Genomic DNA, 14584 nt, shown 5'->3' with positions numbered 1-14584 from the left:
ATATCACTGTCATGAATAATAGGTGACCATTGATGCGATGTCAAGCACATATTCTTATTTAGTTATGTTTGTTGTTGTTTATATTCCTGGTTTTCATGCATCATGCCTGTAGGGCCCGATATCATGAAAAGGAATTAATCATGATCAGTACATGGAATACCGGTAGAGGACTTTTTTTTTCAGCTGAAAAATGATATAAATATACTGTATAAATAAACAGTATATTATGAGTACTTTTCAAAATTTCGTGCCAATCAGGCATAACTCATTGTTTATAAAGAAAATCAGCAGCAAAACACCTGCCGGCTTTCCTTCGCCCGCTCAAGACATGGCCGTTAACCGGATTGACCTTAACGATATTCTCATCCAACACCCCGAAGCCACTTATTTCATGCAGGTCAAGGGCAACAGCATGATCGGTGCGGGCATCGATGACGGTGACCGCTTGATTGTGGACCGTTCCATCACGCCCCGTCATAACCATATCGTGATTGCCGACATTGACGGCGAAGTCACGGTTAAACGGCTGTACAAAAAAAACGGCCTGCTAAAGCTTGAAGCAGAAAACGCCGCATACGCGGATATTGTTCCCCTGCCCGGCCAGCAATGGTCGGTGTGGGGCGTGGTTACTTACATCATCAAAGCGGCATCATGACGGCGTTTGCCTTAATCGATGGCAATTGCTTTTACTGTTCCTGCGAGCGGGTTTTTAATCCTTCGCTCAAGGGCAAACCACTTATCGTCCTGTCAAACAACGATGGTTGCGCCATTTCACGCACGGATGAAGCCAAGGCCATGGGCATTGCCATGGGCGCCCCCTGGTTTCAAATCAAACACCTCGAATCGCGCGGGCTGGTAGGGCTGTCGGCCAATTTCCCGCTTTATGGCGACATGAGCGAGCGCATGATGCGCATCATTGGCCGGTTCGCTCCTGTACAGGAAGTGTATTCCATTGATGAGTGTTTTCTGGATTTATCCGGCATGACCCAAGACCTGACCCAATATGGGCAACAAATAAGACACCAGGTATTCCGTGATAGCGGCATACCCACCTGCGTGGGCATTGGCCCCACCAAAACACTGGCAAAACTGGCTAACCATATGGCCAAGAAGCAAAAACAATGGAATGGGGTCTGCGACTTAACCGCCCTGACCCGCCAGGATCTTGCGCAGGCCATGCACAGCATTAAAGTGACTGAGGTTTGGGGAGTAGGCAAAAAAATCAGCCGGCAACTGAATGAGCTGGGTATTGTGACTGCCCTGGATCTGGCCAGGTTAAACCCGGAAACCGCACGCAGAAAATTCAGTATTCTGCTTGGAAAAACCATCCAGGAACTGCGCGGCACACCCAGAATCGCTTTTGAAACCGATATGGAACCCAAAAAGCAAATCATTTCATCACGCTCTTTCGGCTTTCCGGTAACCGGCATGTCACAGCTGGCAGAGGCCATTTCCGCCTTCACGACCATCGCCTGCAGAAAACTACGCCAGCAAGGTTCTATGGCGGGCGGCATCAGCGTGTTCATTCGCACCAGTCTGTTTCGCCCTGGCAGGCAGTACAGCGCCAGTCATTTGGTGTATTTGAACTCACCGTCTTCAGACACCATTGCCCATACAAAAGCGGCCTTATCGGCCTTGCAAAAAATATTCAGACCAGGATTCAATTATGCCAAGGCAGGCGTCATGCTGTTCGATATTGAAGATAGCCTGATCATTCAGCAAGCACTTTTTCCTGTTGAGCCTGAGCATGAAAAAAGGGAAAAGTTAATGAGCATGCTTGACGCCATCAACCGCCAATTTGGCAAAGATACCCTGAAAATCGCCGCCACCGGCCTTCATCCCAACGACAACTGGTTTATGCGACAAGAAAGAAAAACCCAAGGCTATACCACTAACTGGAATGAATTGATGGTGGTGCGGGCTTAGCGGTGGAATGCGCGAATGGCGGTGACGAGGGTGCGTGGGCACAAACAGCCAGCCAGCCAGCCATAAATAAAAAAACAAAACTGCCGGAAACCCAATTAATTTAAGTAATATATATTACCATTAACATATTAATAATTAATTATTACTGCGCCTGTACAACGTGCAGCATCGTTGGGTTAGTTGGATGTTTTTTGAATGACTGGTAAAGGGCATAGGCTTACTGGCCTTGGTGCAGCATTTATTGCTGCGGCTATTGCAAAAATAGCCGGACTGGACGTGTTTTTGCAAACAGTCTGTGCGCTCGTGGCTGCCGTTTCCACTTCCTTGCCCGACTGGATAGAAATCCCCTATTATCGCAAAGGGGTCCGAACCGGTTCGCTCATCAAGCACCGCACCTACACCCATTGGCCCTGGATTTGGGTGGGTTTAATGTATTGGGGATTTTCTATCAAAGAGATTGAAGGAGCCGCCATGATTGGCGCAGCAACCGGTGCATTGAGCCATATTCTGGCCGATGCCCCCAATCCCATGGGCATTCCCTGGATTCATCCATTGCAACGAATTCGATTGGGGAAAAAAGGCTGGTGGCGCTCGGGTAAAAACGAAACAGTGCTGGTAAGTTTATTCACGGTTTTTGGTGTGAGCATTTGGGTACAGGTGAACCCTGATAATGTCTTTGCCCAAGGATTAACACAACTGACCCAGGAAAGCGTCAGACAAATCAGCGTGGTTTTACAACCCCTGGTTCAAAATTTCATCACTTACTTAAGCAGCAACGTTATTTTTTGATACGATGGGGTCAGAGCGAAAAATCAGATTCACGTTCCCACGCTGGAGCATGGGAACGAGTTATAATTGATGAACTGTTATATGTTGTAAGACTTTAGGGTAAAGTTCGACCCTCGTTCCCATGCTCTGCGTGGGAATGCATACCGAACTGCCGTAAGGATTTAGGGTAAGGTTTTTTTTCGTATAGGCCTTTATATAGGCCTCAACCCAACTGGCATAAAAAAAGGACTTCCCGTTTTCACGTAAGTCCTTGATTTAATTGGTCGGAACGGAAGGATTCGAACCTTCGACCCCTTGCACCCCATGCAAGTGCGCTACCAGGCTGCGCTACGCCCCGACGTTTTACTTATTTGCCTGTTCACACAAAGCTGTGTAAGTAAGACTTGAACTATAGCACATACCCAATACAAAATGCAAGCCCCTGACTTTTATTTTTTTAACTATATTTTCCATTTTCAAGCATTATTACTTGACAATTTACTGTCATGAACATTTTCTGCAATGTTCCATGCGCTTAAAACAGCACTGATCATTTCATAAGCAATTGACAAAAATTCCCTGTCAGATCAAGACTTAAGCGAGTTGCTAATTTCTTATACGCAAGGTTATCCACAGTTAAAGTGGATAAAAAAATACCCACAACCCCATTAAAAAAATATTTTTTTCATGCACTAATAAAAAAACACATAATTTTTAGTTTTTTTAAAAATCTTGAAGTCTTCAGAAAAACCTCTTTTTTGTATGAAAAAACACACACCCATGGTTTTTACTTAATCTGCATCAACAATACCATAGTAATTTACTCAAGTAACCATGAAGTGATTATGGTTCCAGCCCTTGCGGAAACCAGGCGTATCTATAATGAAATCCAGGTGCAATACTTTCCCTGTACCGCCCGGTACATTGCACCTGCCATCCTCTTATTCACGCTTACTTATTTACTTTATTTCAACTATCATGACCCAAGACGCTTCTTTACCCATGTTTGACCCACATGTTTACCCATTCGATGCACGTGGTGTCTCCAAACGCTTTCGCCATGCGGCTATTTTTGGTGCCTTGTCTGCCCTGCAACCCGGTGAGACAATGCGTTTTTGCAATGATCACGATCCCTTGCCCTTATTGGCGCAAATCGAGGCGCATTTTGGTAACCAGGTTGCCATTGCCTACGTTGCCCGTGAACCCGGCCAGATCGTGATTGATTTCCAGATACAAGGTTAACTTTTCAATCACTCATGACAACATCCACCCAGGAAAACCGCTACCCCACCGCCTTAACCATTGAAGACTTCAAAAGCAAGCTGGCTGCAGTCAGGCAAAAAATTGCCGCTGCCTGCCATCGCGCTGGTCGGGATGCTAATACTGTGCGCCTGTTACCCGTTAGCAAAACGGTAGACAAGGCACGCATTCAGCTGGCCTATGAGGCAGGATGCCGTTTTCTGGGTGAAAACAAGGTGCAAGAAGCTTTTGACAAATGGCAGTCCCTGCCAGAGCTGGCTGACTTGCAATGGTCGGTGATTGGCCACCTGCAAACCAACAAGGCCAAATTTGTAGCCAAGTTCGCGGCAGAATTCCAGGCACTGGATAGCCTCAGGCTTGCCCAGGCTCTTGAGCGCAGATTACAGGCCGAAGGCCGCTCATTAAATGTGTTTGTACAGGTCAATACCTCGGGTGAAGCCAGCAAATATGGTCTTCCTCCTGAAGAAACCGCTTCTTTCATTCAATCCCTGGCGAATTTTGATTGCCTGAAAGTCAAAGGATTCATGACACTTGCCTGCCTGTCAGACAATGAGCAGCGGGTACGCGGCTGCTTCCGCCTGCTACGCGATCTGCGTGACCGCTTGCAGCAAGACGCGCCGGCCAATGTACAGTTGCACGAACTCTCCATGGGCATGTCAGGCGATTATGAAATGGCGGTGGAAGAAGGTGCCACCGTGGTGCGGGTTGGTCAGGCCATTTTTGGCGCACGTGCCCTACCCGACAGTTATTATTGGCCCTCACAGCCATAAAGTGTCTTCCACTTTCTCCTGGCACGACAAATAGAACGTTTTGTTTGTGGAAAACACCAAATACGGGTATAACGGGAAGAAAGCGCTTTCAGGAGACCGTCATGCCACTGGATATGCCTTACACAGCGTCCGCAGAAGCATCAGATAATGACCTGGTTTTTCAAATTATTGCAGGCAATACGCCTGCCTTTGAGATCCTCGTACGACGGTATAACCCGCGCCTGTTCCGAGTTGCACGCGGTATCCTGAAGTAGGATGCCGATGCCGAAGATGCCCTGCGTTATACATGATATCGGTATGATCTACGGCAATACCGGGCACCTTCAAGTCTGTAAATGATTATTCGGGCACCATATCCTGAATGGGAATCATGTAAATAGTGCTAACCAATTTACCATCACGGTCATAGGCCAGAAATGGCCCTGCAGACAAGGTGGCAGGATCAACAAACAACTGCCCCAGGCCGGGAATAAAATCAGGCAGTTTCACCAGGGAACTGACAGCTTTATAAGGTGCCTCGGGCGGAGATTTTGCAACAGCCTCACTGACATCATGCGCCTGAACCGCAAAAGAAGATCCCGGTGAAAGCGTCCCCACCAGCAAAGGTAAAATTATCTTATTCATGGCTTTTCTCCTGTTCAATAGCCAAATATCCCCATTGTTTGGGAATATCCAGCCATTAGATGCGAAAATAAGCACCTGCGTTTCATCAAATACTGTTTTAAGAGATTGAATAATCCAATTGAAAGCGTGGGATTAATAACTGAAGTATCAAACAATACAATCCACCCCTACACCGTGAGCAATAAACACAAAAATCCAACACACTTAATCTATTGATATCACAGTGTTTTTCTGATTAAATATTTCAGTGGAATTCAGAATGATGCAATCGCATGCCTGGCCTGTACAATGAAACGCACTTAAAAGGTCAAACTGCCTGCATCACATCGGCACCCTTTTAAATAGTTGTAAACTCAAAAAAGGAAGTACCATGCAAAAAACATACCATTTTGATCCCAAAATCATCAAGCAATTCATGCTCACATCAGCTATTGCTTTTGGCCTTTACGCTGGCATGCAAAATGTAGTGCACGCCCAGGTACAACCACAAACCTACAATCAGTCAGTCCAATATATCACGGGTGGGTTTGGCAATAGCGAACAAAACGAGATCAAGGCACACTCCAACCTTTACAATGTGCACTTAACTTTTGCCGACCAACAAGGCGCCTATCTAAGCGCCGTACAGGTTGTTATTACCAACCAGCACAACCAGACCGTCTTTGAGGCCAGTAATACCGGCCCGCTGCTTTATGTCAAGTTACCCGATGGCACATATAACCTGAAAGCAACTTACAACAACCAAACCCAAAGCAGTACTTTCAGGCTTCAAGGAAATGCCCAGATGAACAATGTCATGCGTTGGGCTGCGGGTAACTAAGCCATCAAATGCCAATATCCGGTACGCTGGAAAGTGCCTATAGCAGGCCAGCAACCTGTTCTTTCCTGCAGACATCCTGCCCAACCAGGCAGGATGTTTTATTTTCATGGCTTTTGTATGACGGCCCAGACAGAACAGTATAAAATTGAACCTTTAAAGTTGACTCCACCATAGAGGTATTATTAATGGCAAATCTGGCAAAAATAACCTGCATTGAAGACCTCAGACGCATTGCCAAACTCAAAGTCCCAAAAATGTTTTACGATTACTGCGATTCAGGTTCCTGGACAGAATCCACCTATCGCAGCAATGAAAGCGATTTCCAAAAGATCAAATTCCGCCAGCGCGTTGCCGTGAATATGGAAGGCCGCAGCCTGAAAACCAAAATGATTGGCATTGATACCGCCATGCCCGTAGCCATCGCCCCCACCGGTTTAACCGGCATGCAGCGCGCTGATGGTGAGATCCTGGCAGCCAAGGCGGCAGAACGCTTCGGCATTCCTTTCACGCTGTCCACCATGAGCATTTGCTCTATTGAAGACGTGGCTGCCCATACATCCGCCCCCTTCTGGTTCCAACTGTATGTCATGCGTGACAAAGACTATATCGAACGCCTGATTGATCGCGCCAAAGCCGCCAATTGCTCTGCCTTAATGCTCACACTGGATCTGCAGGTACTGGGCCAACGCCACAAGGATATCAAGAACGGGCTATCCACCCCCCCCAAACCCACCCTGGTAAATTTAATGAATCTGGCCCTTAAACCAGAGTGGTGCTGGCATATGTTGAAAACCAAACGCCGTACGTTTGGCAATATTGTGGGACATGCCAAAGGGGTGGGCGATATGTCTTCATTGGCCTCCTGGACAGCCGAACAGTTTGACCCAAGCCTAAGCTGGGACGATGTGGAATGGATTAAAAAGAAATGGGGTGGCAAACTGATTATCAAAGGCATCATGGACAAGGAAGATGCCTTGCATGCGGCCGATTGTGGTGCCGACTCTATCGTGGTGTCCAATCATGGCGGCCGCCAGCTCGATGGTGCGCCGTCTACTATTACCGTCCTGCCCGATATCGTTGAAGCCCTTAACAACCATAGTGGTCAAACCGAAGTCTGGCTCGATGGTGGCATCCGCTCGGGACAAGATGTCTTGCGTGCCATTGCACTGGGCGCCAAAGGCACATTAATCGGCCGCTCTTTCCTGTACGGACTGGGTGCCTATGGTCTTGATGGCGTGACCCGCTCGCTGGAAATTATTGCCAATGAACTGGATATCAGCATGGCGTTTTGTGGTCATACCAATATCAATCATGTCAACAAAGATATTCTGATTATGAACCGCTAAACAGCAGGTTTTTTTGTCTGTATTCTGTCTTTAATACAAAAAGCCGCCAAAAATATGGCGGCTTTTTTTCAAAACATGCAAAGCTGTTTATGCAAAACGATGTTTTACACACTTAGACACGATCTTTAAGCAAGTGGTTGAACATACCAACAATGTCATTCAATTCAGCGCGCAAAGACTGAAGCTCTGGACCTGAAAGACGAACAGCGGCATCCTGGTCATGCGGGATATCACGTGCATCCCCCAGACGATTGCGCGCCCCATTGATGGTAAAACCCTGTTCATACAGCAAATCGCGGATTTTGCGAATTAACAGCACTTCGTGGTGCTGGTAATAACGACGGTTACCGCGTCTTTTAACAGGATTCAATTGGGTGAACTCTTGTTCCCAATAGCGTAAAACATGTGGTTTTACCAAGCATAATTCGGATACTTCACCAATGGTGAAATAACGTTTTGCCGGAATGGGCGGCAAGATGGTCGAAGTGGTATTGGCTTTTTGATTCATCGCTTGATTGTAAACCCAAATGATTTTTTATGGAATACACCTTAATCCTGAAGTGCATATTCAGCATTGGGATCATAGGCATCCCCCTGCTCGACAATCGCTTTAAGCTTTTGACTGGCATGAAAAGTCACGACACGACGGGCCGCAATCGGAATAACCTCACCGGTTTTCGGGTTGCGACCGGGACGGGCCGGTTTGTCGCGAACCTGAAAATTGCCAAAACCGGACAATTTCACCGGCTCACCTTTTGCCAGGGATTCGCGAATCTCTTCAAAAAAAGTATCCACAATGTCTTTGGCTTCACGCTTGTTCAGACCAACACGATCAAATAACATTTCGGCCAATTCGGCCTTGGTAAGTGTAGTATTTTCTTCTGCCATTTCAATATTGCCTTAGCGTTGACGCACATTGTGTGCATTGACCAAAACATTCAGAACAGATGCCATGCATTGTTCAACACGCACTTCTTCCAATGTTGCCTGCGGATCCTGAAGCACAAAACGGAAAGCCAGACTGCGCTCGCCAGACTCGGATTTTACATCACGCCAGACATCAAATAAAGAAACTTCCTTAATAATATCAAGTTCTTGCAAATCTTTTTGATGTAAGGCAAGTGTATCCAGAATTGCCTGGACAGGTAAATCAACCGGTGCCCAGATCGCCAGATCCCGAATAACCAGGGGTTGACGTGACAGGTTATTGACTTCAGGCAAGCCAACATGCGAAAGTGCATCGACCGCCACTTCAAAAACCACGGGTGCATGTGCAAGCTCGTTATCTTGAACCCACTGAGGATGCAATTCACCCATGAAACCAATCTGCTTGCCATCCAGTAAAATGGCAGCACTACGGCCAGGATGCAAGGCAGGGTGTGGCTGTGCCACAAATCTTAGCAATTCCGCTTTTTTACCAAACAGATTTTCAATATCATTTTTAACGTCGAAGAAATCCACCTGGCGAACCGGCTCTGCCCACTGCTCGGGAACGGCAGGCCCCCAGGCTGCGCCAGCCAGGTGCAAAGGCTGGCTGATATTGGCCACTGTCAGATCACCGTCTTTGACGGCTGCATTGCGACTGAACACACGTCCCAGTTCAAACACCCGAACACGCGTTTGTTTATGCTTGGCATTATGACAGATATTGGCAATCAAACCACCAATCAGGCCGGAACGCATAACGGCCAGCTGGCTGGCAATCGGGTTCAGCAGTTTAATGGGATGTTGATTACCCATGTAATTGCTTTCCCAGGCTGTTTCCACAAAACTGAAATTCACCACTTCCTGATAGTCAAGAGCGGCCATGACATAACGCATGTCATGCTCACTACGCCGGGTTTCATTGCTTGGCAGCATGGCAGCCAGTGCTTTGGGAGGATTGTCAGGAATCCGCTCGAAGCCATAAATACGGGCAACTTCTTCAATCAGGTCTTCTTCGATTTCTATATCGAAACGGTAGGAAGGCGGGGTTACCGTAAACACCTCACCATCAAAAGTGTGAGGCAGTTGCAGTTGCGTAAAGATTTTTTCAATTTCCGCGGTCTCTACCGGGATACCAAGAATCTTACGGCAACGGGCAACCCGCATGGAAACCGGGTTACGCTGTGGCAGATTGATGATCTGGTCATCGATCGGTGCAGCCTGACCACCGCAAATATCCAGGATCAGGCGAGAGATATACTCGAGGTGCTCAACCACGTTCTGGAAATCCACGCCACGCTCAAAACGGTGACTGGCCTCGGAGCTGAATTTAAAGCGACGGCTGCGACCGGCAATGGCTTCCGGGAACCAAAAAGCGCTTTCAACGAAAATATCCGTTGTTTCCAGACTCACCGCAGTGGCATCGCCACCCATGATGCCGGCCAGGCTTTCAATCGTGTCACCGGCGGCAATAATACCTACCTGTTCATCCAACTCAACGGTCTGACCGTTCAGCAGCTTCAGGAATTCCCCTTTTTTGGCCCAGCGAACCACCAGATCCTCATTGATTTTATTGAAATCAAAAACGTGAGTGGGACGGCCCAATTCAAGCATGACGTAGTTGGAAATATCCACCAGTGCAGACACGGAACGCTGTCCTGCCCTTTCAAGGCGGGATTTCATCCAGGCCGGCGTAGGCGCTTTGGCATTGACGCCTTTAATGATACGACCGGCAAAACGCCCGCATAAATCGGGGGCTTGCACATCAACCGCGAGTTTGTCATTAATGGACACCTCAACGGGTGAATAATCAAACGCCTTGAGGGGTGCACCGGTCAGTGCAGCAACCTCACGGGCAATACCATGCAAGGAAAGACAATCGGCACGGTTAGGGGTTAACTTGATTTCAAAAACCGTGTCATCCAGATCCAGAGCCTGACGAATATCCTGGCCAACCACCGCGGACTCTTCCAGTTCCAGCAAGCCGGCATGATCCTGGGAAAGACCCAGTTCCCGTGCGGAACACAACATGCCAAAAGACATTTCACCACGCAGCTTGCCTTTGCTGATCTTGAAATTGCCCGGTAGCACAGCCCCGATTTTAGCCAAGGGCACTTTAATACCTTTGGCGGCATTCGGTGCGCCACAAACAATCTGCAACAGTTCACCAGAACCGTCATCAACCTGGCAGATACGCAGTTTATCTGCGTTGGGATGAGGGGCGATTTCAACAATCTGGGCTACCACCACGCCCGAAAATGGCGGGGCAACCGGTGCGGTATCTTCAATCTCTAGACCAGCCATCGTCAGGCGATGGGACAATTCTTCGGTGTTAATGGCCGGATTAACCAATGATCTAAGCCAGGATTCTGGAAATAACATAATAATTCAATTCTTTGCAATGAATGGGATGACTGCCTGAACTGCAGGCCAACTTAGCGGTTGAACTGGCGCAGGAAGCGCAGATCACCTTCATAAAACTGGCGCAGGTCGTTAACACCGTAACGCAGCATGGTAAGGCGCTCGATGCCCGAGCCAAAAGCGAAGCCAATATATTTTTCGGGATCCAGTCCGTAGTTTTTCACCACGGTAGGATGCACCTGTCCCGAGCCGGAAATTTCCAGCCAGCGCCCTTGATTGGGGCCGGACGTAAACATCATGTCAATTTCGGCAGAAGGTTCTGTGAATGGAAAGAATGAAGGACGGAAACGCACGCACAAGTCTTCAGTTTCAAAAAACGCACGCAGGAAATTGGTGTATACCCCTTTCAGGTCGGCAAAAGAAATATCTTCGGCAATCCACAACCCTTCTACCTGATGGAACATGGGAGAGTGTGTGGCGTCACTATCAACACGATAGGTACGGCCCGGGGCAATCACTTTAATGGGGGGGTTATGCATGCGGGCATAACGCACCTGCATGGGACTGGTATGTGTGCGCAACAGCAAAGGCAGGCCATCTGCATCGTTCATATCGACGTAGAAGGTATCTTGCATCGAACGCGCCGGATGGTTCTCGGGGTTGTTCAAGGCGGTAAAGTTGGTCCAGTCATTTTCAATTTCAGGACCATCGGCCACGTCAAAACCAATGGAACGGAAAATTTCCTCAATACGCTGCCAGGTCTGGATAACGGGGTGAATGCCCCCTTTGGAACGTCCTCGACCAGGCAGACTGACATCAATGGTTTCAGCGGCAAGACGTTTATTTAATTCGGCCCTGGCAAATTCATCACGGCGCTCGTTCAGCAAGGATTCTATTTGTTGCTTGGCCTGGTTGATACGGGCACCTTCTGCTCGCTTTTGATCAGGCGCCAACTGTGCCAGACCTTTCATCAGGCCGGTAATTACACCGTTTTTACCTAAAAATTTAGCTTTCTCATTTTCCAGGGCGGCTGCATCGGCAGCTTCTGCGAATTTTTCCTGGGCTTGGCTTATAAGTTCATCGAGCGACTGTGTCATGAAATTACCATTCGTTAAAAAAACAAACGGGACCCATAGTGAGCCCCGCCTGTTGGGTACAGCAATTAATTTACAACTGTTGGATCTTAGGCTTCCAGGGCTGCTTTAGCTTGATTAACGACAGCGGCAAAACCTGCTTTGTCGTTAACTGCCATATCGGCCAGAACTTTACGATCCAATTCGATTGCCGCTTTTTTAAGGCCAGCAATAAAGACACTGTATGTAACGCCATGTTCACGAACAGCAGCATTGATACGAGTAATCCAGAGTGCACGGAATGTGCGTTTTTTGTTGCGACGGTCACGGTAAGCATATTGACCGGCTTTCATCACTGCCTGTTTGGCAATGCGGAATACATTACCGCGGCGGCCACGATAGCCTTTAGCTGCAGCAATAACTTTTTTGTGACGAGCACGTGCGGTAACACCGCGTTTTACGCGAGGCATATTATTCTCCTATCAAGCGAAAGGCATCATTGCCTTGACTGAAGCCACGTCTGAATCGTGAACTGCAGCAGAACCACGCAACTGGCGTTTATTCTTGGTTGTTTTTTTGGTCAGGATGTGACGTTTGAACGCCTGACCACGCTTGATAGATCCGCTGGCGCGAACCTTAAAGCGCTTGGCAGCGCCTTTTTTGGTTTTCATTTTTGGCATGATATAACCCAATAATGCTGATTAAAGGTGCCCAGCCAAATGCCGGAACTTGCAAAACCCTAATCAATTCTCATGCAAGACTTCGTTCGAATTTACCCTGAAAATAATGGACAAACAAAAGCCAACATACCTTGCAAGGTTACTGTTGACCTTTTAAACCGGCAAAAAACCCGTTTAAAACCGGTTGTAAAACCCGAAAAAAGATGGTTTCAGGCCGATTTGTGTATGCCACCCACAAGGCAAACCTAAGAGGTTGCAGGAAACCATTGATTATACGATGATTTTTGTTTTATTGTCTAATATAAATGGAAAATTAATCCGATTGTGTAGGCAAAATATCCACGCAAGCATCTTTACCGGGTTTTATGTCTTCTTTATCGCTTGTTTCACATACCGGCCCAGTCACGGCCACACGCACCCGAACGACAGGACAAACAATGACTTTGCGCTGTTAATCCATTTGCTGGCGATAGCTGATGGCTTCCGAAAGCGAGACCATATCAATTTCATCTTTGCCAGCCATGTCGGCAATGGTACGGGCCACCCGCAAAACCCGATGCATAACCCTGACAGACCAGCCAAATCGCTGGCATGCCTGCTGGATAAGCTGGCTGCAGGCACTATCCAACAGGCAGTATCGGCCAATATCGGCTGCATCGAGGTGTGCATTAAGCTTGCCTTGCCGGTCTTGCTGGGCATGCCGACAATGTGCCACACGCTTCTTCACAACCACCGAAGGCTCGGCAGCCTGTGCCGTATCCCAATTTCCCCGAAAAGGATGCACCGTAATTTGCATATCAATCCGGTCCAGCAAGGGGCCCGACAATTTACCTTGGTAGCGATTGATTTTTTCAGGGGTGCACACGCAAGGTTTGCTGGCATGCCCAAGATACCCGCAGGGACAGGGATTCATGGCAGAGATTAATTGAAATTGTGCCGGATACACGACCGAACAGCTGGACCGGGTAATACAAATCTCTCCTTTTTCCATTGGCTCACGCAAGGACTCCAGGGCTTTTCTGTCAAATTCGGGCAATTCATCCAGGAACAGAACCCCATGGTGAGCCATACTGATTTCCCCTGGCTTTGGCTGTGCCCCGCCCCCTATCAGGGAAACCATGGAAGCCGAGTGATGCGGTGCCCTGAACGGCCTTTGCATGGACATGTGCACTTCACGCTGCGACAGACTTTGCACCGCTGTCACCTCAAGCAACTGCTCACTGGACAGGGGCGGCAATAACCCGGGCAAGCGTTGCGCCAGCATGCTTTTACCCACCCCCGGTGAACCCGACATAAGCAAACCGTGACCACCCGAGGCGGCAATTTCCAAAGCGCGACAGGCCATTGCCTGACCCTTGACATCGGACAAACAAGGATAATCCTCTGTTTCTTTACAGGACATTTCTCGGGCTATTTCATACTCGGGATGGGCGTCTCCAGCCAAAAAATCAGCCACCTCTTTCAAGGTTTTGGCGCCCAATACGTTCAGCCCCTGAATATGCGCCGCGACCGCAGCATTTTCTTTGGGCAAGACAAGAACCGCATCCTTGATTTTTTGCCGATACACCGACAGGCCGATCACCAAAGGAGCCGCAACCGGCATTAAAGTGCCGGTTAATGAAAGCTCACCCGCGAAAACCGTTCTGGACAACCTGTCTGCCGCCTGCTCGGGAGGCATGATAATTTGCCCGCTGGCCAGCAAGACACCCAGGGCAATTGGCAAGTCGAACCTGCCCGAATCCTTGGGCAAATCTGCCGGTGACAAATTGGCGGTCAGGCGACCTGCCGGAAACTGATAACCGCAATTGCTTAACGCCGAACGCACACGCTCACGACTTTCTTTTACACCAGTACCTGGCAACCCCACAATATTGAAAGCGGGCAAACCCGGTGCAACATGAACCTCTACCCGCACCTCTGGCGCATGCATGCCCGCAATCGCACAGCTTTTTAGTACCGCCAATGTCATAAACACTCCCGCAACAGCCCTGTATTATGCGGGCGAAAGCCATTAAAAAAGGCCTGATGAGGC

Annotated in this window: 15 protein-coding genes and 1 tRNA gene; 7 read left to right on the top strand and 9 right to left on the bottom strand. The window is 48.3% G+C overall.

All coding sequences use genetic code 11. The annotated features are described in order from the left end of the window. The first annotated feature begins 226 nt into the window (after positions 1-226). The 3 genes from HCX92_RS07185 to HCX92_RS07175 all read left to right on the top strand — a co-directional run bounded on the left by HCX92_RS07185 (position 227) and on the right by HCX92_RS07175 (position 2715). Positions 227-655 carry a LexA family transcriptional regulator gene (locus HCX92_RS07185; RefSeq protein WP_169294242.1) on the top strand — a complete coding sequence of 143 codons (429 nt, stop codon included), beginning with the start codon at positions 227-229 and terminating at the stop codon, positions 653-655. Continuing rightward, positions 652-1926, top strand: a complete 1275-nt coding sequence (locus HCX92_RS07180) for a Y-family DNA polymerase (protein WP_169294241.1) — start codon at positions 652-654, stop codon at positions 1924-1926. Before HCX92_RS07185 ends, HCX92_RS07180 begins: the two co-directional genes overlap by 4 nt. A 195-nt stretch (positions 1927-2121) precedes the next feature. After that, positions 2122-2715, top strand: coding sequence for a metal-dependent hydrolase (locus HCX92_RS07175; protein ID WP_169294240.1), 594 nt, complete (start codon positions 2122-2124; stop codon positions 2713-2715). A 260-nt stretch (positions 2716-2975) separates the two neighbouring features. Here HCX92_RS07175 and HCX92_RS07170 read toward each other — a convergent pair. Then, a tRNA-Pro gene (locus tag HCX92_RS07170) sits at positions 2976-3052 on the bottom strand. Between the two features lie 620 nt (positions 3053-3672). Here HCX92_RS07170 and HCX92_RS07165 point away from each other — a divergent pair. Beyond that, positions 3673-3936: a DUF2249 domain-containing protein gene (locus HCX92_RS07165; RefSeq protein ID WP_211182314.1), complete on the top strand. Its 264-nt coding sequence runs from the start codon at positions 3673-3675 to the stop codon at positions 3934-3936. Positions 3937-3950: 14 nt separating this feature from the next. Beyond that, a complete protein-coding gene (locus HCX92_RS07160; RefSeq protein ID WP_169294239.1) occupies positions 3951-4724 on the top strand; it encodes a YggS family pyridoxal phosphate-dependent enzyme in 774 nt (257 codons plus the stop codon). A gap of 339 nt (positions 4725-5063) precedes the next feature. Here HCX92_RS07160 and HCX92_RS07155 read toward each other — a convergent pair whose 3' ends face one another. Beyond that, the gene (locus HCX92_RS07155) at positions 5064-5348 is read right to left on the bottom strand and encodes a hypothetical protein (RefSeq protein WP_211182300.1); all 285 of its coding nucleotides are present in this window, start codon (positions 5346-5348) and stop codon (positions 5064-5066) included. Positions 5349-5718: 370 nt separating this feature from the next. On the opposite strand from HCX92_RS07155, the gene HCX92_RS07150 reads away from it, so the two are divergent. Beyond that, a complete protein-coding gene (locus HCX92_RS07150; RefSeq protein WP_169294238.1) occupies positions 5719-6168 on the top strand; it encodes a carboxypeptidase regulatory-like domain-containing protein in 450 nt (149 codons plus the stop codon). A gap of 185 nt (positions 6169-6353) precedes the next feature. Then, positions 6354-7514, top strand: a complete 1161-nt coding sequence (locus tag HCX92_RS07145; RefSeq protein WP_169294237.1) for an alpha-hydroxy acid oxidase — start codon at positions 6354-6356, stop codon at positions 7512-7514. Between the two features lie 112 nt (positions 7515-7626). Here the strand turns inward: HCX92_RS07145 and HCX92_RS07140 are convergent, their stop codons facing one another. The 7 genes from HCX92_RS07140 to HCX92_RS07110 form a co-directional block, all read right to left on the bottom strand. Next, positions 7627-8022: a MerR family transcriptional regulator gene (locus HCX92_RS07140; RefSeq protein WP_169294236.1), complete on the bottom strand. Its 396-nt coding sequence runs from the start codon at positions 8020-8022 to the stop codon at positions 7627-7629. Positions 8023-8063: 41 nt separating this feature from the next. Next, complete coding sequence (locus tag HCX92_RS07135; protein WP_169294235.1) at positions 8064-8402, bottom strand: integration host factor subunit alpha; 339 nt, start codon at positions 8400-8402, stop codon at positions 8064-8066. 12 nt (positions 8403-8414) lie between these two features. Continuing rightward, positions 8415-10820, bottom strand: coding sequence for a phenylalanine--tRNA ligase subunit beta (gene pheT / locus HCX92_RS07130; RefSeq protein ID WP_169294234.1), 2406 nt, complete (start codon positions 10818-10820; stop codon positions 8415-8417). Between the two features lie 53 nt (positions 10821-10873). Next, positions 10874-11896: a phenylalanine--tRNA ligase subunit alpha gene (gene pheS / locus HCX92_RS07125; protein WP_169294233.1), complete on the bottom strand. Its 1023-nt coding sequence runs from the start codon at positions 11894-11896 to the stop codon at positions 10874-10876. Positions 11897-11982: 86 nt separating this feature from the next. Further along, positions 11983-12342, bottom strand: a complete 360-nt coding sequence (gene rplT, locus HCX92_RS07120) for a 50S ribosomal protein L20 (protein WP_169294232.1) — start codon at positions 12340-12342, stop codon at positions 11983-11985. Between the two features lie 12 nt (positions 12343-12354). Beyond that, complete coding sequence (rpmI, locus tag HCX92_RS07115; protein WP_169294231.1) at positions 12355-12552, bottom strand: 50S ribosomal protein L35; 198 nt, start codon at positions 12550-12552, stop codon at positions 12355-12357. Between the two features lie 451 nt (positions 12553-13003). Beyond that, the gene (locus HCX92_RS07110; protein ID WP_169294230.1) at positions 13004-14521 is read right to left on the bottom strand and encodes a YifB family Mg chelatase-like AAA ATPase; all 1518 of its coding nucleotides are present in this window, start codon (positions 14519-14521) and stop codon (positions 13004-13006) included. Between the last annotated feature and the right edge of the window lie 63 nt (positions 14522-14584).

This window comes from Advenella sp. EE-W14 (genome assembly GCF_012923605.1).
GTDB lineage: Bacteria > Pseudomonadota > Gammaproteobacteria > Burkholderiales > Burkholderiaceae_B > Advenella > Advenella alkanexedens.
Note: the sequence above shows the minus strand (reverse complement) of the source record. Positions and strands in the feature narration are given on the sequence as shown.